The organism is Desulfofundulus thermobenzoicus, from assembly GCF_009428905.1.
Lineage (GTDB): Bacteria > Bacillota > Desulfotomaculia > Desulfotomaculales > Desulfovirgulaceae > Desulfofundulus_A > Desulfofundulus_A thermobenzoicus.
Genome location: NZ_WHYR01000013.1, coordinates 16851 through 42625 on the forward strand (window position 1 = coordinate 16851; position 25775 = coordinate 42625).

26 protein-coding genes and 1 pseudogene are annotated in these 25775 nt (G+C 52.6%); 8 read left to right on the plus strand and 19 right to left on the minus strand.

Translation table 11 applies throughout. The features are described from left to right. Positions 1 to 197: 197 nt before the first annotated feature. From GFC01_RS06360 to tsaA, 5 genes are all read right to left on the minus strand, one after another. On the minus strand, positions 198 to 497 hold the full coding sequence (locus GFC01_RS06360; protein WP_152945808.1) for a DUF2442 domain-containing protein: 300 nt from the start codon (positions 495 to 497) through the stop codon (positions 198 to 200). Between the two features lie 13 nt (positions 498 to 510). Further along, the gene (locus GFC01_RS06365; RefSeq protein ID WP_013821292.1) at positions 511 to 771 is read right to left on the minus strand and encodes a DUF4160 domain-containing protein; all 261 of its coding nucleotides are present in this window, start codon (positions 769 to 771) and stop codon (positions 511 to 513) included. 202 nt (positions 772 to 973) lie between these two features. Next, entirely contained in the window at positions 974 to 1726 is a 753-nt protein-coding gene (locus GFC01_RS06370) for an ABC transporter ATP-binding protein (protein WP_152945809.1), read from the minus strand. Beyond that, a complete protein-coding gene (locus tag GFC01_RS06375) occupies positions 1723 to 2796 on the minus strand; it encodes a FecCD family ABC transporter permease (RefSeq protein WP_152945810.1) in 1074 nt (357 codons plus the stop codon). The genes GFC01_RS06370 and GFC01_RS06375 overlap by 4 nt, the downstream gene beginning before the upstream one ends. A gap of 147 nt (positions 2797 to 2943) precedes the next feature. Next, positions 2944 to 3369, minus strand: a complete 426-nt coding sequence (gene tsaA / locus GFC01_RS06380; protein WP_152945811.1) for a tRNA (N6-threonylcarbamoyladenosine(37)-N6)-methyltransferase TrmO — start codon at positions 3367 to 3369, stop codon at positions 2944 to 2946. A 659-nt stretch (positions 3370 to 4028) separates the two neighbouring features. On the opposite strand from tsaA, the gene GFC01_RS06385 reads away from it, so the two are divergent. Both GFC01_RS06385 and GFC01_RS06390 read left to right on the plus strand, forming a co-directional pair. Next, positions 4029 to 5975: a DEAD/DEAH box helicase gene (locus GFC01_RS06385; RefSeq protein WP_152945812.1), complete on the plus strand. Its 1947-nt coding sequence runs from the start codon at positions 4029 to 4031 to the stop codon at positions 5973 to 5975. Between the two features lie 209 nt (positions 5976 to 6184). Next, positions 6185 to 7240 carry a zinc ribbon domain-containing protein gene (locus GFC01_RS06390; RefSeq protein WP_152945813.1) on the plus strand — a complete coding sequence of 352 codons (1056 nt, stop codon included), beginning with the start codon at positions 6185 to 6187 and terminating at the stop codon, positions 7238 to 7240. A 149-nt stretch (positions 7241 to 7389) separates the two neighbouring features. Here GFC01_RS06390 and GFC01_RS06395 read toward each other — a convergent pair whose 3' ends face one another. After that, a complete protein-coding gene (locus GFC01_RS06395; RefSeq protein ID WP_152945814.1) occupies positions 7390 to 7548 on the minus strand; it encodes a hypothetical protein in 159 nt (52 codons plus the stop codon). Positions 7549 to 7952: 404 nt separating this feature from the next. On the opposite strand from GFC01_RS06395, the gene yedE reads away from it, so the two are divergent. The 3 genes from yedE (at position 7953) to GFC01_RS06410 (ending at position 10114) form a co-directional block, all read left to right on the plus strand. Further along, positions 7953 to 9032 (plus strand): YedE family putative selenium transporter, encoded by a 1080-nt coding sequence (gene yedE / locus GFC01_RS06400; RefSeq protein WP_152945815.1) that lies wholly within the window; start codon positions 7953 to 7955, stop codon positions 9030 to 9032. Next, positions 9016 to 9228 carry a sulfurtransferase TusA family protein gene (locus GFC01_RS06405; RefSeq protein ID WP_152945816.1) on the plus strand — a complete coding sequence of 71 codons (213 nt, stop codon included), beginning with the start codon at positions 9016 to 9018 and terminating at the stop codon, positions 9226 to 9228. Before yedE ends, GFC01_RS06405 begins: the two co-directional genes overlap by 17 nt. A gap of 238 nt (positions 9229 to 9466) precedes the next feature. After that, entirely contained in the window at positions 9467 to 10114 is a 648-nt protein-coding gene (locus GFC01_RS06410; protein WP_152945817.1) for a DVU0298 family protein, read from the plus strand. Between the two features lie 142 nt (positions 10115 to 10256). On the opposite strand, the gene GFC01_RS06415 is transcribed toward GFC01_RS06410, so the two are convergent. Then, complete coding sequence (locus GFC01_RS06415; RefSeq protein WP_152945818.1) at positions 10257 to 11381, minus strand: iron ABC transporter substrate-binding protein; 1125 nt, start codon at positions 11379 to 11381, stop codon at positions 10257 to 10259. A 740-nt stretch (positions 11382 to 12121) separates the two neighbouring features. On the opposite strand from GFC01_RS06415, the gene mntA reads away from it, so the two are divergent. Then, positions 12122 to 12550 carry a type VII toxin-antitoxin system MntA family adenylyltransferase antitoxin gene (gene mntA / locus GFC01_RS06420; protein WP_152945819.1) on the plus strand — a complete coding sequence of 143 codons (429 nt, stop codon included), beginning with the start codon at positions 12122 to 12124 and terminating at the stop codon, positions 12548 to 12550. A 2-nt stretch (positions 12551 to 12552) separates the two neighbouring features. Continuing rightward, the gene (gene hepT, locus GFC01_RS06425) at positions 12553 to 12981 is read left to right on the plus strand and encodes a type VII toxin-antitoxin system HepT family RNase toxin (protein WP_152945820.1); all 429 of its coding nucleotides are present in this window, start codon (positions 12553 to 12555) and stop codon (positions 12979 to 12981) included. A 282-nt stretch (positions 12982 to 13263) separates the two neighbouring features. Here hepT and GFC01_RS06430 read toward each other — a convergent pair whose 3' ends face one another. The 5 genes from GFC01_RS06430 to GFC01_RS06450 form a co-directional block, all read right to left on the minus strand. After that, positions 13264 to 14580 (minus strand): FmdE family protein, encoded by a 1317-nt coding sequence (locus GFC01_RS06430; RefSeq protein WP_152945821.1) that lies wholly within the window; start codon positions 14578 to 14580, stop codon positions 13264 to 13266. A 92-nt stretch (positions 14581 to 14672) separates the two neighbouring features. Continuing rightward, the gene (locus tag GFC01_RS06435) at positions 14673 to 15287 is read right to left on the minus strand and encodes a flavin reductase family protein (protein ID WP_152945822.1); all 615 of its coding nucleotides are present in this window, start codon (positions 15285 to 15287) and stop codon (positions 14673 to 14675) included. A 78-nt stretch (positions 15288 to 15365) separates the two neighbouring features. Beyond that, positions 15366 to 15707 carry a carboxymuconolactone decarboxylase family protein gene (locus tag GFC01_RS06440; protein ID WP_152945823.1) on the minus strand — a complete coding sequence of 114 codons (342 nt, stop codon included), beginning with the start codon at positions 15705 to 15707 and terminating at the stop codon, positions 15366 to 15368. A gap of 149 nt (positions 15708 to 15856) precedes the next feature. Next, entirely contained in the window at positions 15857 to 16630 is a 774-nt protein-coding gene (locus tag GFC01_RS06445) for an ATP-binding protein (protein WP_152945824.1), read from the minus strand. A 339-nt stretch (positions 16631 to 16969) separates the two neighbouring features. Then, the gene (locus GFC01_RS06450) at positions 16970 to 17386 is read right to left on the minus strand and encodes a hypothetical protein (RefSeq protein ID WP_152945825.1); all 417 of its coding nucleotides are present in this window, start codon (positions 17384 to 17386) and stop codon (positions 16970 to 16972) included. A 276-nt stretch (positions 17387 to 17662) separates the two neighbouring features. Between GFC01_RS06450 and GFC01_RS06455 the strand changes: the two genes are divergently transcribed. Further along, positions 17663 to 17860, plus strand: coding sequence for a hypothetical protein (locus GFC01_RS06455; protein ID WP_152945826.1), 198 nt, complete (start codon positions 17663 to 17665; stop codon positions 17858 to 17860). 127 nt (positions 17861 to 17987) lie between these two features. Here GFC01_RS06455 and GFC01_RS06460 read toward each other — a convergent pair whose 3' ends face one another. From GFC01_RS06460 to tnpA, 7 genes and pseudogenes are all read right to left on the minus strand, one after another. Continuing rightward, complete coding sequence (locus tag GFC01_RS06460; RefSeq protein WP_243137312.1) at positions 17988 to 19442, minus strand: GGDEF domain-containing protein; 1455 nt, start codon at positions 19440 to 19442, stop codon at positions 17988 to 17990. A 513-nt stretch (positions 19443 to 19955) separates the two neighbouring features. Further along, positions 19956 to 20816: a metal ABC transporter permease gene (locus GFC01_RS06465; protein ID WP_207707584.1), complete on the minus strand. Its 861-nt coding sequence runs from the start codon at positions 20814 to 20816 to the stop codon at positions 19956 to 19958. 71 nt (positions 20817 to 20887) lie between these two features. Beyond that, positions 20888 to 21697 carry a metal ABC transporter ATP-binding protein gene (locus GFC01_RS06470; RefSeq protein ID WP_341473798.1) on the minus strand — a complete coding sequence of 270 codons (810 nt, stop codon included), beginning with the start codon at positions 21695 to 21697 and terminating at the stop codon, positions 20888 to 20890. Between the two features lies 1 nt (position 21698). After that, positions 21699 to 22544 carry a metal ABC transporter substrate-binding protein gene (locus GFC01_RS06475; protein ID WP_152945829.1) on the minus strand — a complete coding sequence of 282 codons (846 nt, stop codon included), beginning with the start codon at positions 22542 to 22544 and terminating at the stop codon, positions 21699 to 21701. A gap of 202 nt (positions 22545 to 22746) precedes the next feature. After that, positions 22747 to 23355, minus strand: a complete 609-nt coding sequence (locus tag GFC01_RS06480) for a class I SAM-dependent methyltransferase (RefSeq protein WP_152945830.1) — start codon at positions 23353 to 23355, stop codon at positions 22747 to 22749. Between the two features lie 567 nt (positions 23356 to 23922). After that, the gene (locus tag GFC01_RS06485) at positions 23923 to 25173 is read right to left on the minus strand and encodes an RNA-guided endonuclease InsQ/TnpB family protein (RefSeq protein WP_341473791.1); all 1251 of its coding nucleotides are present in this window, start codon (positions 25171 to 25173) and stop codon (positions 23923 to 23925) included. 43 nt (positions 25174 to 25216) lie between these two features. Next, positions 25217 to 25633, minus strand: a pseudogene (gene tnpA, locus GFC01_RS06490) (IS200/IS605 family transposase); the annotation flags it as partial. Positions 25634 to 25775: the final 142 nt, after the last annotated feature.

A 25775-nucleotide genomic window follows, 5' to 3' on the forward strand; every position in this document is an offset into this window, starting at 1 on the left:
CCAGATATGTGCTACATTGGATATGGGTTGACATATTGGGAATAGCTGGGATATAAATCAACCACCCGGGCTTGCCCCAGGTGGTTGAGCATCCACAGCGCTCCCCTTATAAAGGAAATTGCCACATCAACAGAATAAGGGGGAACAGCTGTGTATATACAGCATTACGCTGCAGAAAGCAAGCCATCTGCAATATGTCAACCCCTTGACAACCTTGACAACGTAGCACAGGTAATATCTTCAGCATTATACAACCGCCAGGGATCAATGGTCAGACATTCCGATGCATCTCTTTTCCCGGTCAGATCCCATGCCGCCGTGTTATCTAATATGGTCAGGGCGTTTTTAAATAAATCTTTATTCTTCAAAGGTTCAAAAACCCCGGTCAACTTATCTCTCATATGATATCTGGTTACCTTACCGTCAACAAACTGGCATATAATTGTATAGTCATCCGTTTTATCGGCGTACACCTGGATAAGCGCTGGCGGAATCATTCTCTTCACCTCTTTACCGGAGAGGATCAATTTTAAAGAGTTCTTTTTTATGATATGCGTTATGCCAGTTATCCATCAATTCATCCTGGTGCAGCAACGTCCAAGCTATAACCAGACTCGCCTGTTTCTTAGGAAGTTCCCCTTTGATTATCACCGCTTTTTGAATATCTACCACCGCATGATAATCTCCATATTCAACGTGAAAATGGGGCGGCAAGTGTTCATCATAATACATGGATATTTTAATTCCGTAAAACCAGCTTATTTGAACCAAGGGAAGCCACCTCCGGGATAAATTATACTCGATATACTTTGCTCCGGCAACCGAAAACAATAACGGGATTTTTTCAGCCCCTGTAAAAAAGTGGAGACGGGAATATCTTCCCCTGACCGCTCTGACCTGGGAGCGAGCTTCTTCCCTGTGGATACCAGGTAGCACCGGTGGACAGCAGGCGATAGCGCGGGAGCATGACAGTTTATACCGGTACCACTACCGGTATGTTCGCCAGCCTTTCCACCGCCACCGGCACACCGTAGACGCCGGTGATGTTTTCCGGCGTCATGATTTCCATTCCCCCGCAGGCAAAGACGGTCCTGTTTTTCTGGAGCAGGAATTTATCTGCAAACCGCAAAGCAAGGTTAAGGTCGTGCATTACCACCACCGCCGCAATGTTTTGCTCCCCGACCGCCCGTTTCACCGTTTTCAAAACCTCGAGTTGATTTTTCAAATCCAGGTTGCTGGTGGGTTCGTCCAGCAAAAGAACCCGTGGTTCCTGGGCCAGGGCCCTGGCAATGACCACCTTTTGCAGTTCTCCCCCGCTCAATTCATCCAGGTAGCGCAGGGAAAATTCCTCCAGGCCAAGAATGCCCAACACATTCCGGACGATTTCCAGGTCCCTTACCGTTGTACCCCACTTGATGTGAGGTTTCCGTCCCAAAAGCACGGCGTCGAAAACCGTAAAACGGGTGCTCTCGTATCTTTGCGCCACGTACCCAAGGCGGCGGGCAACTTCCCGTGGGTTAAGCGCAAACAGATCTTCTTTTTCAATGAGAATTGTTCCCGTTTGCGGTTTTAAAATCCTGTTCAGACACTTGAGCAGGGTGGACTTTCCGGCACCGTTGTTACCCAGGATGGAAAAGAGCTCTCCCCGGTTGACTGCAAATTTGATATCCCTTAACACAGGCCGGCTGTGGTAGCTGAATTCCACCCCGTCTACCGACAAGATCATCTTTTGCCATACCCCCTGGAGAGAAGGTAAAGGAACAGGGGGGCACCCATAAAGGAGGTAATCGCCCCCACCGGCAAAACAACCGGGGAAATTATGGTCCTGGCCAGGGTATCGGAAGCAAGCAGCAAAAGCCCTCCCATGACGGCAGAAGCCGGGATTAAAAAACGGTGGTCGCCGCCCAGCACCCTTCTCATCATGTGCGGGCCGACCAGGCCGATAAAGCCGATGATGCCCAGAAACGAAACAGTTACCGCCGTGACCAGGGAAGCTACGAACATGCCGGTTAACCTGATTCTCTCCACATCAACACCCAGCCCTCTGGCCGTCTCCTCCCCGCCGTCCAGAGCGTTATAATTCCACCGGTTGGCCATAAAGTAAAGCAGCGCGGCGCCGGTCACCGCGGCCATGATTTCCAGATCCAGCCAGGAAGCCCGGCCGATGTCACCGAACGTCCAGAAAACAATGGAAGCTACCTGCACGTCACTGGCAAAAAACTGCAGGATAATGGTGGCGGCTGAAAAAAGGGAGCCCAGGGCCACCCCCGCCAGGACCATCGCTTCGGGAGTGACCCCCCTGGCCTGGGCCAGGAAGAGAACTACCATGGTCGTCGCCATCGCCCCCACAAAGGCGGCAATGGTGACCAGGTAGGGGTTGTTGATGATGACCGCATCGGCGCTGGTGCTGTGGGTGCTCCCCGCCCCCAGGGCAATGATGGCCACGGCGGCGCCAAAGGCCGCACCCTGCGAAACACCCAGGGTGAAGGGGGATGCCAGGGGGTTGCGCAAGAGGTTTTGCATCACGCAACCCGCCACGGAAAGGCCGACCCCGGCAGTGACCGCCGCCAGCACCCGGGGCAACCGGATATTCCAGATAATGATATTTAAACGTCCCTCCGCTTTACCCAGCAGCGTCAGCAGCACCTGGACCGGTGAAAGTTCCGCCGCCCCGGCGTTGATGGCGTAGACACCCAGCAGGATGGTTAAAAGGACAAGCAGGCAAATGATGAAAACTTTTCTTTGGGTATATTTAAGGTAACTTTCCGGGATATTTTCCATCGCTACCTGCCGCATATTTTTATCACCCACAAAAACGAGACTTATCATTCATTAATCACCGGGCCGGAATTGTCAGGCTGGCTCCGAACATAGGAACTCCCCGGCTATTACTGACACCAAGTTCCAGTTTTTTAAAGCCACCGTAGTCTTTCGCCATCAGGTTTACTTTCTCAACCAGCCAATGCTGGCCCCGGGAACGCTGTCCACATCGGCAGCATAGGGCTTTATATCCAACAGAGGGCTGCCGTCCAGAGCGTCCAATCCACGCACCAGCAGGCGGTTTTCCTGCACTCCCAGCAACTCCACCACACAAAGGGCAATGGGATTGGGACGGGACGGGGAGCGGCAGGCAAACACCCCCCGCAGTTCGGGGCCGAAGGGTGTTTTCGTCTGCAGCGTTTCCCGCTGCGCCTGATGGCACCAGTACAGTACAATCAGGTGGGTGGCCCGGTCCACATCCTTCAAACCATCCGCAAACCGGGGGAAAACCTCCAGTTCGGCCGTCCGGTCGGATAAGCGCCCCTGACGGGGGGCCTCCTGAATCGAATGATATGGACTGTGGACCACTCCGATGGGCACCAGTTCCATTGGATCACCTTCCTGTCATCTGTGTTATGGCCGATTCCCATTTTTATGCAGCCATTAGCGCCGGGTGTTTCATGGGCTACCGGAAATCGGATTCAGCCGTTTTCTATTTTTGGATCACTATTTTGCAGACCCCCATTTTCATGAAACCCCAGGCATTCTATTTGTGTTTGAAATAAAACAAGGCCACGCAAACCCCTTCCTTACTTAGAAGGATATCCGGGCCTTCGTGGCCATTTGTTTCCTTGTATAACACTCTCGCCAGGCATGTTCGCCGGCGGCGCAAGTATATTTCCTGATCCTCTGTTTTACCAGCTTTAACCGATCTGAAAGCCAGCTCTTCTTTGGTCCCGCCTTCGCTGCAGGGTTATCATTATTAAACAGGCCGGCTTTTCCCAGTGATTATTTAACCCTTTTTCTTTACCACATTTTAAAGCACCCCGGGATAATTGTCAATTGCAATTGGAGAATTAAGAATAGCCGGTCGGTTCAGAATCCTTAGCTTCCTCACTGGCCCGTACGCGGCATGATTACTTTCCAACTTCCGGTAGACAACCCCTGGCCATGTGGTATAATAATGTCAAAAAAAATTGATCCCGGCAGATAAAAAGTCAAGCTATTCAGGCCTTTTCGGTTAACCTTTCGCCAAGAGGTGCGTTTCATTGAACCAGAGCAGGGGCAACATATCTAAGATATGCATTGACCGGGCACTCCCGGCAAATAAACAGGCAGCAAACATCAGCACCCAGCCAGAGCAAAGCAGCGAAAATACGCCGGAAGAACCGGCGGCACCGGTTAGCTCAACCCCCGACCGGCAGCCGGTAGAGGAAAGCCCCCGGCAAAAAGACAAGCTGCCGCCGGTAAGGGTTACTTTTTATCCGGATGAAGACGTTCAGGTGCTGAAACTTGCCGAAAAGGGCACCGCTTCCCCCATCCCGGATCTTTACCTGCACCGGCAGGCCCTGGGGCTGCTCCTTTCGCCGGGCTTTGAGACCCTGCTCTCCACCGGCGTGGTCCGTGACATCCAGTTGCTGGATTACCAGCTGGACACCGTGCGCCATGTGCTGAAAAACTTGCGTGGCCGCGCCCTCTTATGCGATGAGGTGGGTCTGGGCAAAACCATTGAGGCCGGAATGATCATGATGGAATACCTGCTGCGGGGATTGGTCAGGCGCGTGCTGGTACTGGCACCTCCTTCCCTGGTGGAACAGTGGCGGGTGGAAATGCAGACCAAATTCAATCTAAATTTTGTCACCTACGACGACCACCTTTTCAAATCCACCCCCAATCCCTGGAAAACCTTACCGTACATTATCGCTTCCCTGGACACGGCCAAGAGGGAACCCCACCGGGATATGGTGGTGGAGTCTACATACGACATGGTTATAGTGGACGAAGCACATCATTTAAAGAACCAGAAAACCCGGGCCTACCAGCTGGTCAGCCAGATAAAAAAGAAGTACATGTTGCTGCTTACGGCTACCCCCGTAGAAAACAACCTGGAGGAGTTGTTCAACCTGATTACCCTTTTGCAGCCCGGTCAGCTGGAAACAGCCTCTTCCTTCAAGCGCAAGTACATTACCCGGGGCGATCCCTTAAAGCCCAAAAACACCGGGGAACTGAAAAGGCTCATGCGCGAGGTGATGATCCGGAACAGGCGCAGTGAAACCGGGGCCATCAAAGCCAGGCGCCGGGCAGAAGTGGTGGAGGTGACCCTTTCCCCGGAAGAAGCGGCCTTTTACCGGCGGCTCACCAGCTTTGTACGCGGCCATTACCGGGCCGGTGAAAGCAGGATGTCCGGCGGGGTTAACCAGTTCGTGCTGAAAACCCTGCAGCGGGAAGTGGGCAGCAGTATGGAAGCGGTGTTGCCCACCCTGGAAAAGATGGCTGCCGATGCCAGCAACCCTGTCCCCCTGCGGCGTCTGATGGAAGCCCTGGCGGGACAGGCCCGGCAGGTACCTCGCCGGGCCAAGGCCGAAGCGCTGTTACAACTGCTGGAAAGGATACCGGATAAAGTGGTAGTTTTCACCTGCTACCGGAACACGCTGCACCTGCTGAGCGATCTTTTACAGAAGGAAGGCTTTAAGACGGCCATTTTGCACGGGGGGATGCGGCGGGCGGAAAAGGAAGAGCAGGTACGTGCTTTTGCCGGCGACGCACGCATCCTGGTCTCCACGGAAACCGGCAGCGAAGGACGCAACCTGCAGTTTTGCAATGTGATCGTCAATTACGACCTGCCCTGGAACCCCATGCGCATCGAACAACGGGTGGGCCGCCTGCACCGGCTGGGCCAGACCAGGGACGTATACATTTACAACCTGTCGGCGGCCGGTACGGTGGAAGCACATATACTGGAATTGCTGGACGCCAAAATCAACATGTTTCAACTGGTGGTGGGGGAACTGGACATGATCCTGGGGAACCTCAAGGAGAAAAGGGATTTTGAAGATATCATCATGGACATCTGGTCCAGCGCCACCGACGAAGAAAATCTACGCCAGCAGCTGGACGATCTGGGCCAGCAACTGGTCACGGCCAAAGAACATTACCTGGCCGTCAAGGAACTGGACGACCGGCTGCTGGGAGAACTGCTGCCGGAAAAGGACTAAAGCAGCCCAATGCCATCCCGGCAGGTGGTGGCAATAACCAAATGACTGGCCATTGGCATACGCAACCAGCACCCCGCGTTTACATACGTCCTGCAGTCCAAACCGGCAGCAGGCAAAATGCCGCAATTAACATGATAGACTGGATGATGAGATGAATAAACCAGACTGAACTGCAACAGCAAATTTTACGGAAAGGCGTGTCTGTTCCTATGACTTCCAGTGAACTATTACCACTACGTTCATTTGTCACCGCCTGTCTGGAGCGAAGCGGAGCCATCCTGGAAGAGACCGGCTACGAGCTGGTGGAAGCCCTTTTGCCCGAAGAATTAAGCAACCGCTTAACCAGGGACTATCTTCAGCTGGCCTTTGACAGCGAGGTGGCCCGGGAAAACCCGCAGGCCATCTTTGTTACCTACGGCAGCCCCTTTCTGGAGGAACTGGCCAGATTGGGTGCGGGTTACGGCCGTTACACCGTGCTTTACTGCCCTGACCCGGGTACCGGGGAAAAACGGCACCTGGAATACGAGATCCAACAACAACTGCATTTCCTCCGCTGCCGTCCCCCGCAGATAGTTCACCAGTGGATGGAGGAGCATGTCTTCCGGGGTTTTTATTTCCGCACCGTGTTACGTTCCTATGAAAAGAGGGAAGAACTTTTAAACGTGGTGGTGGATGGTTATTCCGGGCATATCGTATCCGACTTTGACGTGTGGTGGGGCAAGATAGTGGCCGCCGGCGAGCCATCATACCAGCTGCCCGCCGCCCGGCTCCTTTCCCCGGAAAAACTCTACCAGAATGCCTGCCGGGAAGCGGAAAGACAGGCCAGGGAACTGGCTGCTTCCCTGCAACGCCGGGCTGCCTGGCGCATGGAACGGGAACTGGCCAGGGTGGCGGACTATTATGCCCAGTTGTCCCAGGAAACAACAAAAAAGATGGCGGCCGCCGGCGACGAAACTAAAAAGGAACGCCTGGCCAAACAGCTGGCCGCCATTGAAGCCGACCGGCAGCGCCGGGAAAAGGATACCCTGGAACGTTATGCCGTGGAAGTGGACATCCATCTGGATCACCTGGTGGACTATCACGTACCGCGATTGCATGTCAAGCTGGAACTACAGCATAAAGACCGGTATTTGAACACCACTGTGCTGTATAACCTGCCGGCCCACCGTCTGGAACCACCGGTCTGCCCCCTGTGCGGCCAACCGGCCACCCGCCTGATTCCGGACGGAGAGAACCGACTGATCTGCACCAACCATGGGACGTAAGATCGGCGTGAACAAAAACCCCCGGCTAGCGACCCCCACAGGGTTGGACAGGGTTTCAAAAAACCCAATTCAGCCGCCGGACAAATCCCTCTTTTCCTCCAGTATATCCACGAAGGCAAATGAACGCAGCAAATCATCGATGAATTGCTCTACGTCCGCCCACCGCCTGGCTGCCAACCGGTAGGCAGCATCCCTTCTCTTTCAGCAATCCCGGCAATTACGGCCACATCAATTTCACCGGCACCGACCACCCGCCGGATTATGCGTATACTTTTTCGATCCACGTAAACACTGCGGAAGCCGGCCAAAGGCCTGCCCTCCTGGTTTCCCAGTTCAATTTAAAAGAACAATGGAAAACCACAGTCATATAAAATTTTTCGATATAAATCATTAAAGGAGTACATGGGCGATCCGCGAAATAATTACAAGACATGGTTAATTTAAGGGAGTTGCCCATGGGAATAATTGTTCCCTCTAACTGCCAGCACTCATTGGTACTGAACATGTAACTAGACGAACAACCGGGCTCAGCGGAAAATATTGTCAGGGAGTAGAGCCTCTTTTGGGATAGTGAGTGCGGGCTTACTTAATCCGATAACTATTTTTCTAAGGGGGGATGCACCGGGTCCCAGGAGAAGACCATCGGAAAAAGAGCGCAGCAAAAAGAGAGGTATTTATTTTTCGTATTCATTGACAAAGGAAGGTGAAAGCATTGAAAGGCAAAGTCATACTGGCCGGAGGGGTGCTGGGACTGGTGGCCCCCATCCTGGTTCAGCTGGGCAATCCCCCCAATATGGGCGTATGTATCGCCTGTTTTCTGCGGGATATTACCGGTGCCCTGGGCCTGCACCGGGCGGCCACCGTACAGTACCTGCGTCCGGAAATTTTAGGCCTGGTACTGGGTGCCTTTTTCTCCGCCCTGGCCACCCGGGAATTCCGGGCCATGGGTGGTTCCAGCACCCTCACCCGTTTTACCCTGGCTTTCCTGGCCATGATCGGTATGCTGATCTTCCTGGGCTGCCCGGTACGTACGGTTTTACGCCTGGCCGGCGGGGATTTAAACGCCCTGGTGGGACTGGTGGGGCTGGTGGCGGGTGTGGCTGTTGGAGTATGGTTTCTGAACCGGGGCTTTTCCCTGGGAAGGGCTGTGCCGCAAAGCAAGGTTAGTGGCTACATTTTTCCCCTGGGCATAATCATTCTCTTACTGCCTTTATTTGTTAAAACACCCTTTATTCTTTTCAGCCAGCAGGGCCCCGGATCCATGCATGCGCCGGTACTCATCTCCCTGGCGGCCGGACTGGTGGTCGGTATCCTCTCCCAGCGGTCCAGACTCTGCATGGTGGGGGGAATCCGGGATTTTGTCCTCTTCCGGGACCCCCACCTGTTGTATGGGTTTTTAGCTGTACTGGTCATGGCCCTGGCCGGCAACCTGCTCCTGGGCCATTTCAAGTTGGGCTTTGCCGGGCAGCCCATCGCCCACACCGACGGCCTGTGGAACTTTCTGGGCATGGCCCTGGCCGGGTGGGCGGCGGTGTTACTGGGCGGTTGCCCGCTGCGCCAGCTGGTGGCGGCCGGTGAAGGAAATACCGACTGTGCCGTTACCGTACTGGGCTTTATGGCCGGAGCAGCCGTGGCCCACAACTTCGGCCTGGCCGCTGGGCCCCAGGGAGTGCCTGTGGCAGGGCAGGTGGCTGTGGTCATCGGTCTGGTGGCGGTTTTCGCCCTGGCCTTTTTCAATACTGCCCGACTAGCTTTAACGCAGGGAGTGAAATCAAATGCCCAGGGAAGTTGACGCCCGGGGGCTTTTATGCCCCGAACCGGTATTGCTGACCAAACGGGAACTGGATCAGATGTCCGGGGGCACTTTGAAAGTGCTAGTCAGCAACCAGGCGGCCAGGGAAAACGTTACCCGGCTGGCGGAAAGCCGGGGCTGGTCGGTGAGTGTAACCAATGAAGGAAGCGATATTATTCTTCTGTTAACTAAATAATGGCCACTACCCATATGAAAATACGAAAAGGGGCCGGCCCAAAGGCCCGGGTAGGTCGTCAAATAATTTCATCATTAAAGAAAGCGCCTTAAAAAACCGTTCCAACGGTTTTTTAAGGGCTTATTTGCTTTGCACCCAGGGTGGCCCGTTGCAAATCCTTGCCAGCTATCTTCACCTGGTGTAAACTGTAGATAGCAATTAATGCCTGCAGGGGTTTAATACCGAAAGGAAGATTCATATGTCCTTTAAAGCCAAGGAAAAAATTGCAGCCCTGCTGAAAGAGCAGAAATATGACGAAATCGCTAATATGGTTCTTGAAAATAAAGGAAACATCCGGGCATTGCGCAGGCTACTACATGAGCCGGGCACCCTTTTGTGCTGGCGGGCCATTGAGGCCATGGGGGTGGTGGCCCAACGCTTGGCCGAACAAAACCCCGAGGCCGTGCGGGTAATCCTGCGCAACCTGCTCTGGACAATTAACGAGGAATCCGGGGGCATCGGCTGGACCGCCCCGGAATGCATCGGCGAGATTGTATATCGCCGGCCCGATTTGTTCGGGGATTACGCCTCCATCATTATTTTTTACGCCGATGAGGATATGCTGCGGCGGGGGGTAATCTGGGCGGCCGGACGCATCGCCCAGGCCCGCCCGGACCTGGTGGCCAGGTATGTGCCCACCCTGGCCGCCCACCTAGATGATCCCGACCCGGTGGTGCGGGGGTATACACTGCGTCTCCTGGGCACCATGGGCGAAAAACTGGACATAAAGCGTTACGCCCATCTGCTGGAAGACAGGAGCACGGTACCCGTCTATGAAAACGGCCAGCTGCACGAAACTACCGTGGCCGAACTGGCTGGTCAACTGGTTCAGGCCACCACGGCATGAAGGCTCTCCCCGGCTTTCCATACTGATTCCTGAACGCACCCCGGGCCATCCACTACCTGAAGCAGCCCCCTTAATCGTTCATAAAACAAATTTTATGAAGGTGGACAGGCCATTTGGCTCCGAACAAGGAACTCCCCGGCTATTACTGACCGGCAAGATCCAGCTTTTTAAAGCCACCGTAGTCTTTCGCCATCTGCTCATATACAGGCTTGCCCAAAAGGAACCGGTAAATCTCATCGGCCTTTTGGGCCGGGTCGATATCTTTAAATTGTTCGGGGTAAATCACTTTTCCGGCGTAGTAGGCATCGGCAATGGCGGTGCCGATGTTCGTGGTGTAGTAATTATAAGGAATCTGGCCGTAAACCCGGCCTGTTTTGAACGCCTGCAGGGACTGGTAAAACTGCGGGTTTTTCCTGTAGTCTTCCCGCACCAGGGAAAGGCCACCTTTATCGATGAAAATTATATCGGGGTCCCAGCTCAGGAGCTTTTCCTTGTCGATCATGACACTTCCCGTCTTACCCGTTTCGTCAACCACATTCCGGGCATTGATAGCTACAAAGGGCGGATATTTGGCCTGGGTGCTCTCGATGCCGTGCACTCCCTTCATGCCCAGGGCGCCCACGTAGACCCTGGGCTTTTTGTCTTCAGGGATGTCCTTCGTCCTCTCATGCAAGTCCTGCTGGCATTTTTTCAGGTAATCAACCACTTCCCGGGCCCTCCCCTCACGACCGGTAATTTTGCCAATCAGCTCTAGGGACTTGTAAACGTCCTCGTCAAAGGTGGCCAGCCTGCCGTAGCTCAGCACCACCACCGGAATATTCGTTCTGGCCTGCAGTTCATCGGCCTGAGCTCTGTCCACCAGGTAGGCGATAAAAATTACGTCCGGCTTCACGCTGACCAGCTTTTCCGCGTCCGGGGTGGAATCGGGCCCTCCCTGGCCAATGGTAGGCAAATCCTTTAATTCGGGATTGGCCAGAATATAAGGCCTGCTGGTGGGGGGCCACTGTTTTTCGACGTTTTCCACGCCCACCACCTTATCCGCGCCGTTGACATAGCAAACCAGACGCAACGCGCCGGGGCCAACGGCCACCACCTTATTTGCCGGAACGGAAACTTCCACCTGCCGGCCGGCCAGGTCGGTGACAACGGCTTTCTGCGGCGCAGCCGTATCCTGCCCGGCCGTTTTGGCACCGCACCCACCCAGGACAACCAGGGTAACCAGCAGGGCAATGAACAGGATCCCTGCCTTCAGCACTTTTGTCCGCATTCCCTTCTCCTCCCCTTATTTCATGTAAGTTAAATTGAGTTAGCACAGTTAAATGATTTCAAGGATCGGCAGTCACCATTTTGTAACCAAGCCGGGACAATGTTTTAAAGAATCTTAAAATGAGAGTGAAGCCAGCAACTCATTTGGAAAATGCAAAAAGACCCCCTGCCCAGCCTTCAGGCCGGCAAAGGGCCTTCCTGACCCCAATTTTATCGCCTTACTTTTGTTTCATAGCTAATGATATTTTACATACGAAAAGGAAATCCTGCAACAAAAAATTTTTTATAACTTAAATAATGTCTCCGCCGATTTGATATAGCTCCGTTCCTTCAAAAAACCGCTCCCGATCCTCGCCAGAAAAATACGCCACAAATCAACATGGGCGGGAGCCCGGCGCGGCCCGGCAAAAGACTGGAGCGGCCATCACTTTGTCCAGCATGGGGACTATTCCCACCGGGAGTCTGGGAAGCAGAAACCAGGTTAAACCGGCCGGTCCATCCTTTTTTCCAGGTCAATTTCCTGCCAGGCACGCTGTAATTTGCACTAATTGTTCGTGTTCCACCACCCATTTCCCCCATTATCCCGATCCTGTATTAGCAAACCATTCCGCATGACCAGACCCGGTTGGATTTAGCCTGACCCGCATGTTATACTTTAACTTGAGTTAGCACCCTTTAACTTGATAGCACAGGTCCCTTGTCTATCATTTTTCGAAATTTATTACCTGTGGGGTGGAGATTTTGGATATACAATTGTTACGCGAAAAATTATTGCCGGTGTTTGAATCTTACGGTGTTTCGTGCTGCTACCTTTTTGGTTCGCGCGCCGGGGAAAATTATTACCAGGATAGCGATATGGACCTGGCAGTAGTTTTTGACAGCTATTCCCCCGAAAAACATAACCTGGATCTGGAAATAGAGATCCAGGATACCGTATCTGAAATTTTAGCGCCCCTGGAAGTGGATCTACTATTTTTACAAAAGGCTCCTATTTACCTGAAATTTACCGTTATTAAAAACGGCAAAATCATTTATTGTTCAAATGAAGATTTCCGTACTGATTTTGAGGACATGACTGTAAGGGATTATCTGGACTTTAAACCCGTCCTGGACATGTATTACCAGGAAATGGCAGAAGAGCTAATGGCGGATAATGACGGGAGGGTTTAGGCTTGATTAACAAGGACCTGATTCACAACCGCATTGACCTTATCAACCGCTCAATAGCCAGGCTGAAAAAAATGGCCGCTCTAACCCGGGAGCAATTTTTGGCTGATCCCGATAACTATGCCATTACGGAACATCACCTGCGCCGGGCACTGGAAAGCCTGTTTGACACTGGCAGGCACATCATGGCCAAGCAGGGATTGGGGCACCCGGTTGATTACCGGTCAATCATCTTGACCCTGGGCAGGGAACAAATTATCCCCCCGCAATTTGCGGAAAAAATCAAAGGCATGGCCGGATATCGCAACCGCCTGGTGCACGGTTATGCGGAAGTAACCCCGGAAGAGATGTATAATATCATTCAAAAGAGACTCGATGATTTTGAAGAGTTCTGTTCCCACATCTTAAAGTACACAGCCAAACACGGGGTTTAAATTATCCCCGCTTTCCCGGCTGATACCAGTAGCGCCGGTGGGCGTAAACCAGGCAATAGCGCAGGCTTGTGTCATCGGAAACTAGCTTTTCAGCCAGTTGCGGCACGGGTTCCAAATTTTCGTTCAGGCAGGTAAGGCTCACCCGCGCGGGTGTTTGAAAATCTTTTCCCGCCTGAAACCGCCGCCAGCCCCTGGAGCGACATGGCACGAAGCGGGCGACCCGGTCACTTGCCGGAAGCAGGACCGCCCACTTCGCAAAATTTGCAAGAACCCAAAGCACCGTTATTTCAGCAGGTTCAACCTGGCCAGCGGGTTGACCCCCGGCTGGGCATAATCGTCAGGGACTTCACCCGGTTTCAACTCAAATTTCTTGATCACATTTATAAACAACTCCGGCCTGTCCAGGTAATCGAGGTACCAGAGATCGGATTTGAGGCGGGTTTCCCAGGTGAAACCTTTATTCATGTCAATACCGCTCAGGCTCTGGGCTTTTGCAAAGTCAAACGCCAGGACAACCCCATCACCTTTTTTAGCTTTGCTATCGTAACGGAAATAGATCCCGGCCAGGTTTTTGGCTTCCGGCTTCAGGTTTTCCCTGGCGGAAGCGTTCACCGGTATTACGGCCATGCCGGATTTTCCGGGGGTAGTATTCAGGACTACCTGCAGGGCATCGTCTTTGCACCAGGGCGGAACGGCCAGGACGTAGTAGCTTTCATCGGGCGAACGCAGGGGAAACTCTTTTTTCAAATAATTAGCCAAAAGGTAACCGCTGGTCACTCCCGGACAGAGGTGGTCGTGAAAAAGCGCCGCTTTTACCAGGCCGGGAGGCGCTCCTTTTGCCGCCAGATTGGCAATGGTGACAATGTTAAATTCCAAACCGGAAAACACTTTCATCTGGACTTTTTGGTTCCAATCGCCGGGATTGGCCAGAAGTTTTTCCGCCGACACATTTTCAGCCACTACTTTTTTAAAAAATTGTGCCGGGTTGCTATCAACTGCGTTCGGATCACTCCCGGAAGCTACGAAGCCTGCGGCTTTTGCGCCATCCACCTCCACAAACACGCCCTGTCCGCTTTTCTTTTCAAAAAAGAAAAACCAGAGCGGTTTGCTATCAGCAGTATGCACCTCCAGCAGGTTGCCCCGTCCAGGGCTGCAACCGGTAGCAGCGATGAGGCCGTCAAGGCAGGGGGCGGTTGAACTGCCGCCCACCGTCACGTAGCCGGCATTGGTCAGCACCAGCAAGTCCCCCCTTCTCTCCAGGTATTTAAAGGCCTCCCTTGCGGCCTGCTCAGCCAGCAACCGCCAGAACCTGTATTCGCCAACCGCCCCTTGGGGGAAAGCCGGACAGGTGATCTCCACCGCGTTCGTTTTCTCGTCCCATTTCACACCGCACCCCAGAGCTTCGGCAAGCCGGCTCACCGGCACCAGCACGCGCCCTTCCTGTAAAAAAGGTGAAACATCGAAAGTGACTTCCCGGCCGTTTACAAGGATTTTTACAGGCTCCATGGCCGAAAGCCCACCCGGGAAGAAGAAAACGGCCCCTCCGAGCACTGCCAGCAGCGTTACAAAACAAAGCGCCGCTGAAATTACCTTCCGCATTGAAAATCACCCTCCTCAAAATTTAAAGTTCACGTCTCCGGGGTGTCTCCTCCCCGAAAGCACCGCCTCATATCCCGACGGGGGTACAACTCCTACCCGTTCTCGCCAGTAAAAGCAGGTGCTTCATCCTTTTTACTCAGGAACATTTCTGCGTAATCTGCATACCTGCCTGCAAAAACCGGCCGGGTAAACCACATCCCGTGGTCGCCGAGCATTACGGATAACGGCTTGGCCCGCTCGTAGTCCATCTCCCCGGCTTCATTGAAGAAGCGGTCATCTGCCTCCAGGTGCACTACCTTACCAATGACCAGAGAATAGTTTTTCCTGCTAATCTCTTCCACCAGCGTGCACTCCACCCACGCCAGGCAACCTTCAATCCCGGGCGCTTTAACTTTTTGAGAAGGGCGAGGTTTTAAACCGGACTCTTTAAACTCGTCCACTTCCGGCGGGTAATTTTTGGAACAAATCATTACAGCTTCAACCAGATTGACAGGCGGCACATTAACCACAAATTCCCCTGTTTCCCGGATATTATTTAATGTATCCCGCTTAATCCAGGAAGCCAGGACAAGATCGTCAAAGGGTCTTAAAATGGGGGTAATGCATGACCAGGGAGCAATATTCCGCACCCCGTCCTTTCCCACTGTAGAAATCAGCACCACCGGCAGCGGCATCACCTGTTCCCTCTTGCGCGGCGCCAGAATCATCCCTTCCCGCCTCCTGATCATGTATGTTTAAAACTTCAAGGATCAGTAGTCATCATCTGGTTAAAAGTTCCCCATTCCTTATCCCTCCGCCGTCAAGGTATCCAACACCTTCATAGCTTCTGTAGCATAAGCAACGGCAGGTCCGCCACCCATCATTATGGCTACGGAAATGGCCTCTAAAATCTCCTTTCTGCTGGCGCCCATCTGCAGGGCTTTGGCTACATGATTGGCAATGCAGTAAGAACACCTAATGGCCACGGCAATGCCCACCGCGATCAATTCCTTTTGCTTTGCCGAAAGCGCTGCGTCGGAAACAACCGCCTCGTGCAGCTGGTGAAAATTCTTCATTACCTCCGGCAACTCTTGAGCCAGCTTTTCCAGATAGGTGCTTAAGCCTTCACCATTCTTTTGTGCTTCCATTCTAACCACCTCCCTAAATACTCTCAGGCGCAGGAAATGCAGGCCCGCTTGCTCCGGCGCCCACACTTGGTCCGAATGCTACCGCCACCGGCTCCACAAACTACACGGGGTCGAGGCTCATCTAAACCGGGACAATGTTTTAAAGAATCTTAAAATGAGAGTGAAGCCAGCAACTCATTTACCTGTTCCCGGCAGTTTCCTGCCGGCAGCGGATTGCCTGTCAGGTTGGCTTCCATGATTTCCGGTGAAAAACCAAACGCACCCCGCACCGGAATACCTTTCGCGGTCAGCTCCCGGCGAAGAAAAGATTCCGTCGCGGTATCGACCTTATTTAAAACGGCCACAAAATCCTTTCCTGCCTCCGCCGTCAGTGCTTTAGCCCGGTCGGCCAGCAGGATCGCTTCGTGCGAGGGATCAACCACCATCACCACCAGGTCGACACCCTCTACAACTCCCCGGCCGAAATGCTCCACCCCGGCTTCGGTATCCACCAGCACCCACTCGTCCTGATCAACCCGCAACTGCTTTAAAAACGAACGGGCCACCGCCCCCATGGGACAGGCGCAACCTTCCATGCTGCGCTCAATTTTACCAATACGCAGAAAGCGCAACGGCCACTCCCCACCAGTACATTCCGGGGGCAAACTGGCCAGGTTTAAACCATCCGCGAAGAAACCCGTGTTTTCGTCGCCCTTTTGTTGAAGGGAGGCCAGCAACTTCTCGCGCACCGCCGGTTTACCGCCCAGGCAACCCATTAAAGTCATCGCCGGGGTGGAAAGGCCCAGCATTTTATGCAGGCCCAGGTTCGATTCGTCGGTATCCACCACCAGCACCTTCCCCCGTTCAGCAAGCGCTCTTGCCAGCAAGGTAACCAGTGTGCTCTTGCCGCTGCCGCCCCGGCCGCAGATCATGATTTTGGGCATCGAAAAACCCCTCCTATCCTGTATTTTCCGGAAAATGCAAAAAGACCCCCTGCCCAGCCTTCAGGCCGGCAAAGGGCCTTCCTGACCCCAATTTTATCGCCCTATTTCTTGTTTCATGTCAATAATATTTTATTTCATGTCAATAATATTTTACATACGAAAAGAAAATCCTGCAACATAAAAATTTTTTACAGCTTAATTTTTCGCACACGTACTTTTGTCCGAAAAAAGCAATTCTTGATTTCCAGGTCAGAAGTGCAGTACAGCGGAGAACAGCCAGGGGGAGTAACTTACAATTCTTTTCTTGACTTTCCGTAGTCCCGCGGACTGAATTATCCTCTAATCATTGATGACTCGCAGCTCGGGCAGGTTAAGCTGGCACAGGGAACCCCCGGCTGGTGAGGTACCTGGGCACCGCATTGAGGACAAACGCAGGCCCCTGCCGGAGCACCGGTTTTCCCTCCGCCCATGGCCGTCTGCCCCTGAGAAGGTCTCCAGCCAGATATCCCTCAGAAACTGGTCCAGTTGATTGAGAGTTACCTCGCTTTGCACCAGGAGATGCAGCCAGTATTCGAGATTATAGCGGCCTTCAACAACAATATGAAAATATTCTTCCGGCACCACCGTTTCCGGAAAAGATAATAAATATTTCTTTTTGCACACGGACAGGTGTTTGGTCATCCCTGATTTACCGTAGATGCCCCCACATAAAAAACACTTGCCGCTCGTTTGAGGCTTTGTTTTTTGCCTTCCCACTGTTTAAACACCTCCGGTTTTGAACTTTAAGCGGTGTATCCCCGGTAAGAAACTCCCGCATACCAGCAGGCAGGGTTGGGAGCTATGCCGCGTTGCATTTTACAAGTAATTATCTTGAGTCCAATCCTTTTTGGACACGCACCCTGGAATTAAAAGGTAAACCTTAGAAAAATTTTGCGAAACAACTTGATTTACCATCTATCTGTAGGTTAAAATTTTGATGAGGAATATCTGCCGACGGACGGCAGAAAAATCTTCCTGGAGGAGGGATGATTGATGACCGAGGTAATCAAGCATGCCCACGAACACACTCACCCGGCGGTAACCCACACGCATGCACATGCGCACGGGGAGACAACTCACGCTCACGAACACACCCATCCGGCGGTAACGCATACCCACGAACACGAGCATCTGCCGGGAGAAGAAGAGATGCACAACCACGAACACCATGTTCACGAGCATGAGCATTAATTTTTAAAAGGGGGGCCGGCATAAAAAACGGCCCCCCTTTTAAATGAATACCGTCAACCCCGGAATTCCCTACTGCTGGGAATTTTATCGAATTAAACTGGTTTTTTAAATAAAATCTACCAGCAGTTCATAAGGAATTACTCTCTCTTACAAAAGACAAATTTTCCGCACACCGGATCAGGACCGCCTTCTTACCCCGGCGCTTGCCCTCTAAAAGAAGCTGGTCAGCGAAGCTGATGAGCCGTTCCAGGTCGCGGTCGTCATCAATTAAAACACGTCCGGCAATTGCTCCACCCATGCTGATGGAGACATTCAGATCCGGTTCCGACACGGAAGCCAGCGCAGAGCAAAGAGAGGAAAAAATGCGCCGGGCAAGGACATCAAATTCTCCCGGTTGGTTAACGAGAAAGAACAGGACGAATTCATCACCCCCGTACCGCCCCACCAGATCATCCTTCCTGACCTGATGTCTCAAAAATTCCCCTACTTTTTTCAGGACCATATCGCCCACCGGATGCCCGTAACAATCATTTATGGTTTTAAAATTATCCACGTCCATCATCAAGACGGCCACGTGGGGAAATTCGCCCCCCGCTTCCCTGATTAAATACAAACATCGCTCCATAAAAGACCTGCGGTTTAGAACGCCTGTAAGGGGATCATAGCTGGCCAGCCATTCCAGCCGCCGCCGGGCCTGGTGGAGGAGTTCGTTTTTTTCCTCCAGTTCTTTTACTTTCTGCTCCAGTTCGGACAGAGTGTCCCGTACACGTAAGGCCATATTGTTAAAGGAAGAAGCAATCCCGGCCAACTCACCGGTCTGAAATTTGCTGCCTGCAAAGATATCCTCTTTTTTTGCCGGATCGAAACGGGACAAGCGTTCAGCCAGATTTTTCAAGGGATATACTATTTGTGCCGCAGCCAGGGGATAAAGGAGGGTTGACAGTAATATCACCAGGATAAGTGTACCGCCGAGAGGAACACACAATTGCCGCAAAGGTTCCTCCACAAGCCCTCCCACTGAAGCCCAAACCCTTACCCTGAGATTGGTTCCCGGCACCGGCGCGCTGACCTCCAGGTTTTCTTTTAATCCGAAGGCCTTAAGTAACAACCTGTCCCCGGAGGAGGATTTTTCTCTTATCCCGGTCAGATAAAGAACTGCACCATTACTATCTTCCAGGTAAATGACCGGCATTTCCCTGAGCCGCAGTTTGGGCTGGTAACCAAATCCAAAAAGAAATCTGGGGGCAAAAATTTGGGCCGGCTCCGGTTCCACCGGAAACAAAGGCCCGAGTTGGGCCGGGTCTATTCTTTTTACCAGCCCGCCTTTACTGGCTGCAATCCTCTCTCCCTGGAAAGAGAAGAAAAATCCATCTTCTTCCAGAGTGTGTTTCAGGGAAAGGGAAATAATCTGGCTTTCATATAAAGCCATCTGGGTCAGGTATCTATTTGCCCAGGCAACGGTTTGTAAGGTGATGTACTTGGCCGTAGCATAAACAGCCAGCAAGGTGGGAACCAGGGCGAGGGCAAAGAACCAGACGGTAAATACCTGAATTATACTGCGCCTTCTCCCACTCCCTGACATCAAACCGCTTCCTCCTTAAAACGGGCCAGGAAAGCCCGCGCTTTTTGAAACAGGTGGGGATCCAGTCTTTTACCCCCTATTTCTGCCATCACTTTAAGAGCTTCCCCCGAACTCAGGGGAGAACGAAGGAGCCGGGGCCTGCCGAGCCCGAGGAAGCAACTCAATCGAAAGGCATATTTTGCCGTGCGCACACTGTGCATCAGTAATTCCGGGAAAACAGCAAGTTCGGGAAAAAAGCGTTCTAAAAAAGGATAAACCGTTGACAACAAAGGGTGGTCACCGGCCGGGAGAACATTCACAAATATTCCCTCCCCCAAAAATTAAGGCCACAAAGGCTCCTCTCCAAAAAGCTAGAGAACCAGCCTTCGTGGCCTAATTAATAATCCGCAGCTTTAAACCCGGGCTCAATCAGGAAAGCTCCGGCTTTCTGCCGTCAAAAGTTCCATAAGTTTTTTATTTTTTAATTCGACGTTATCTACAAAATTCCTTTGCTGTCCGGTACTCTTTTGCGGGCTATTTGAAAAGAGCTTTTCCAGGACCTGTCGATACTTCATCCTCCCACTTTTTTACTTTGCGCTTGGGAGAAAAGGAAGCCGCGATGACAAAGATAACCCCAGAGACAATGACAATGGTGGCCCCGCTGGGTAAATCAAACATGGCGGAAAGAAAAAGGCCCGTCCAGGTGGAAAGAACACCAAACAACGAAGATAAAATAAACATCAACCGCAGGTTATAAGTCAGCTGATAGGCAGCAGCCGCAGGGTTCAAAATCAGGTTAAAAATAAGCAGGCCGCCGATGCTGCGTAAAGAAACAGTAATTACCACACCGGTTAAAAAAAGCAGGCCGTAAAAAATCAGGCTGGCCGGAATGCCTACGGCCAGGGCAACTTCCCGGTGAAAAATCACAGCCTGTATTTCTTTAAAAAAGAGCACCACCAAGCTCACCACGACCGCCGCTACAACAGCCAGCAAAAGCAGGTCGCGGTCGTTCACTGTAAGGATACTTCCCCACAAAAGCTCCAGGGCCTGGGTTTTCGGGCCGGGCAAAAGGCCCATAAACAGGAAAGCCATCCCCATCGTAACGGAAAAAATAATACCAATGGGCGTATCGGGGTTAAACTCTCCCCGGTCGGCCAGCGGCCCGATTACCGCTGCTGCCACCAGACTGAATAGAAAAGCCCCGGCCAGGGGATTAAAACCCAGCCAGGTCCCGCAGAGCGCCCCGGCAAAAGCGGCGTGGGAGATGGCCACCCCGATAAAAGAAAGGTTCATCGTGACAACGAAAACCCCAATCAGAGAACAGGCCACGCCCCCAAGCAGACCGGCCAGAATGGCATTTTGCATGAACTGGTAACTCAGAATAGAAAGATCCAAAAAATAAAGCCCCCTGGTTACAACCACCCAGATACCTCTTTTTGGCAATGATTATCCTGGAGTCCAATGCGTCACTGAAGAGCGACCGCATTTTCCATCATATTTTCGCCGCCGAACAGGAGGTCCAGAAACTCTTCCCGCAGCACTTCCGCGGGCGTGCCCTGGGCCCAGATGCGACCCTCCTTCATTAAAATCAGCCGGTCGCAAACTGCTGCCGCCGTTTTCAGCTCGTGGGTCACCATCAGGGTGGTCAGGTGGCGGGAGCGGTGGATTTCACTGACCAGGGTCATGATCTCCACCCGCGCCCGGCGGTCCAGGGCCGCGGTCGGCTCGTCCAGAAGAAGGATCTCCGGCTCCTGGGCCAGGGCACGGGCAATGGCCACCCGCTGCTGCTCGCCTCCTGAAAGATGGCCGATGGGGCGAGTGGCAAGGTGGCTCATTCCTACCAGCTGCAACATGCTGTCCACCACCCGCCTGTCGGCCGGTCCGGGCCGGCGCAGCAGGCCCAGGCGGCCGTAGCGCCCCATCATGACCACTTCCCGCACACTCACCGGCATCCGGGGATCAATGTTCTGAATTTGCGGCACGTAGCCAATCCGCCGGCGCAAAAAGGCCGGGCAGCCCTTTTGAATCGAGTAGCCCAGCACTTCCACCCGCCCCTGGAGGAGTTTACCCAGCCCGTTCACCAGGGTGAGGAGGGTAGTTTTACCGGCCCCGTTCGGCCCGATGATGCCGACCAGCTCGCCCTTTCCAACTGACAGCGAAACGCCCCGTAAAGCTACATCTTCACGGTAGGAAACGACGGCATCTTCTATCTTTATTAGAGCAACTCCGTTGAACAGCCCATTTTCCGGAATACTGTTCCACCGTACGCAAGTAATCTCACTTTACCTCCTTAAGCGCATCCAAAAGCAACTCCACATTTTTGTCCAGGGCGGCGCTCCAGGTATCCGTTTGCGGTAACCCTCCCGGGAAATTGGAGATGGTCACCTGTGCCGCCCCCAATTCTTTCGCTATACCTTTACCTGCATCCGGGCCGCTCTGCAGGTTATCCACCACCAGCTTTACACCAGCCTGTTTTCCTTTGTTGATAAGCTCCTGCATTTTTTGCGGGTTAAGCTCCTCCGGCCGCCCATAAGTAGCCATCACGTCAAAACCGGCCCATTTTAAAAACCCCTGCTGCATCTCGGAACAGAGTACCTTCACGCCGCCTGCGCCGGCAGCCTGAAGCCTGGACAGGGTTTCTTGGCCTTTTGCCTCAATCTGTGAAACCAGGCGGTCGGCATTTTGCTCATAATAAGCCCTGTTAGATGGATCTTTTTCCATCAATATTCCGGCAATTTTTGTAACCGCCTCCTTTTGCACCGGGGGTGCCATCCAGTTGCCGGCCACGGCAACTTCAACCACCTGCAGGTCCTTATTATGCACCGATTCTATCAGTTCTTTGGTAAACATACTCCCCTGCCAGTCGTGGCGCAAAAACAGCCTGGCCTCCGCCAGCTTCTGCACATCGCCCGGCTTCAGGTCAAAATGCCCCGGGCAGGCAGCGGGAGGGACAATATTCACGACCTCTACTTTATCACCGCCGACATTTTTGACAATATCAGCAATCAATGACGTACCCGTAGCAACTTTTAGCTTCGGACTTTCTTTCGCCGCACATCCAGAGATAGCTAACAAAAAAATTACCAGAATAATTGCCGTAATGCGCGAATAAACCCTTTTCAACGCGATGGACCCTCCTCCATTGTAAATGTTCAGTGAACCAGCCCGGGTGCCGCCCAGCACTCACCACAATATGGCTCTGCTCCTGATATTTCAGGTTCAATTGGTACCTCTGGTTTTACGAAGACCTGGTATATCCAGTGAGTGCTGGGTCCACGCTCACTCCCTGGCTTCCGCGCTGACAGCATTCCATATTTATTCCCGGTTAACTTTTTAAAACGGGTTTACGTGCTTTCAAAACATATTTCTCCCTTGTGTTGATAATTTCAATCTCCACTAACCCGCACTGCCTGCACAATTCCTGCATTTTATCATCGTCGGGAATCAGATCGTTGGCGACCACCCCCCCTAATGACCGGTGCAAATCGTTTACTGACTCCCTGCTCATGGAATGGCAGATGACCAGCCTCCCGCCAGGCTTTAAAATGCGGGCCATTTCGGCCAGCGCACGGGGTTTATCGGTAACATGAGGAAAACAGGAGTTGCAGATGATCTCATCGAAAGTATCTTCCTGAAATGGCGTACAGCTTATGTCCGCCAGTACAAATTCCACATTCCCCGGATTTTTCGCCCTGGCTCTGGCCAGCATCTCTTCAGCAATGTCCAGCGCCACCACTTTGCCTTCCGGACCGGCCGCTTCAACAAGAAAAGGTAAAAGAACCCCCGTACCGGTACCTGCGTCCAGAATAAAGCTCCCGGGTCTGATGGCAAGCTCATCGATGATTTTTTTCAACCGCTCCAATGTCTCACCAGTCAATAAATTGTCCCAAATGGGTGCCTTTTGGTTAAAATAATCCCGGTGTGCATCAGCCATCAACTTCCACCTCCCATATTAACGGCCGCGATAATTGGCTTTAATAACCTGCTGATGAAGGGGATCCACTTTTTATCCCGGGTACCAGCCCCAAAAAACAAAAGCCACGGGCACCCTCCTTACCCTTTCTGGGAAGGAAACCGGAGGCCTCCGTGGCCTTTTGTATCATTACCTTTTCGGTTGTGGTCCAGCTTGTCCGCTCTGATCCCGTCTTCGTTACGGGGCTAAAGTTTCAGCAAAATCGATATTCCTCAGTTTTTATGGTTATAAACTAACAGTAGTTTGTTTAACTATTGCTAAACTATTGCTAAACTATTGTTTAATCCATTGTAAGGCAATTAAGAGAAAATGTCAACTATTGTTTAAACCAACCATTGTAAGGCAATTAAGAGAAAATGTCAGTGAACCTCCCCTGGGACAAGCCCGGGGGCTTCGTCCCGAAGGTTTCTCATGTCATCGGAATGCTGCCTGCTAAAGCGCAGGTCTTACGCTTTCCTCGTGAGCTACATGGTCGCGTCACCACAACCAGGCCCGGTCCATAGGCATCTACTACTCATCGTAGATACGTCAGGCTGCTTTCTGTGGCGCCAGCACTTGCGGCCGCAGGTATTCCACTTTTCCGGGCAGCCTGCGGCCCCTGGAGAAACTCCCGTGCAAAGCTTTGTCAAGGATGCCGCTGGCTCCCACCACGTCCCGGTGAATCCCGGTAAACCCGCAGGAAGCATTGCCGCACCGGTATACGCGCCCGGTTTGTCTGGTGTACTCCCCGCATACCGGGCAGGTGCCGGAGGTGCCACGCTCATCCACCGGAATCAGCTCTATGCCGTGACGCTTGAGCTTGTATGCCAGCAAATCGCGTAACTTGCCGAAGGCCCATTGGCCCATGCGCTGGTTGTGTTTTTTGCCGCAGTCTTTTTTGCGCACACCTTCCGGGTTGCCGATGTAAACCGTTCTAACGCTCCTTCCCAGGCACCAGCGGACGGCGTTGGCGGATATGGCGTGCAGGATATGTTCTATCCGCCGTTCGACCCAGTTGAGGAAACGGTACTTTTTAGCCAGGAGTTTCCTGCGCTTCCTGGAGCCTTCCTTCGTTTTGGAGATGGCCCGTTGCAACTGCCGCAGCACCTTGTTTCTCAAGCGGTTGAGCGAGCGGAGCAGCCTGCCGCTGATCACTAAAGCATCATCGCCGTCGGTAATGGTCAGGGCATGCACTTCGCCCGGGTCGATGGCCGCACAAACGTCGCCCTGAACTTTTAACAGGGCCGGTTTCTCCACCGTTACGTGCAGCCAGTATTGATTATGGTGCCAGACCAGTTGCGCTTGCAGGATTGCGGCGTTGGTAAGCCTTTTCGGGAGCTTTACCATCAGCGGTTCTCTGCCCCAACCGTTGGAAAGTTTCAATATACGCCCTTTATGGGTAATGGCGGCTTCCTTCCAGGTAACAGTGAAAAACCTTTTCCGGCGGTAAGGGTACTTCCATTCCCTGTACCCCTGCAGGTGCAATTCCCTGGTATGCTCGCAGCACTCGAAGTAGGTTTCCACCACGGCCTGCACCGATTGGGAGTGAAGGCCGTATTTGCCTTTGAGCAGCGCTTTAATTGCACCTTCGTTCAGCCAGTAACCATACCTGCCGTATATGGTGCGGTGGATGTTGCAGGTGGCGTTCCAGACTTTGGCCGCTTCCATTTGCAGGTTGCGAGCTAAAACAGCTTGCTCCGAGTTAATGTGCAGGGGAAACTTTTCCACCAGGATGTCTACGGCTTGCTCCGGGAAATGAACTTTCAGTTTCTTGACCGCATTGTTTTTGCACCGGCTCACCTGGTTTCACCTCCTTTTCAAAGACCACGAACATTTGTACTACCTAAAATTTTTTGATAAGCCTATTGACATAGAAGGTCTTCCGGAATGATTTTTGAGCTTCGATGTATTTGTGGATAGTTTCGGCGCTTACATTACCGGCTGTACCGATATAGTAGCCTCTGCTCCACATTCCGCTGCCCCAGAAGTATTTTTTCTTAAGGCCCGGGAAAGCAGAGAATATTTTGTTGGCGGTGATGCTTTTGAGTTTCCGGACAATATCGGTAGGGGCCACCGTGGGCGGAGCCAATAGGAAAATGTGCAGTTGACCCGGCATGGTTTCCATCTGGATGAGTGTGTATGCGTAAGCGTTGCAGATTTCTTGGATTGTCAGTTTTACGACGTCTTCTACCCTGCCGGTAATTACCTTATGCCGGTATTTTGGGCAAAACACGATATGGTAATTGATGTTGTAGACGCAGTGGTTCGTTTTTTCATCACTATGATTATAGTACTAGAACGGGTGTTTGGGAATACACTTGTCGCCCTAACGGGCGATGCCCCCTTTCATCCCACCCCACAAGGGGGTGGGTTTTCAGGGGCGGTTTCTATAAAAATTCTTC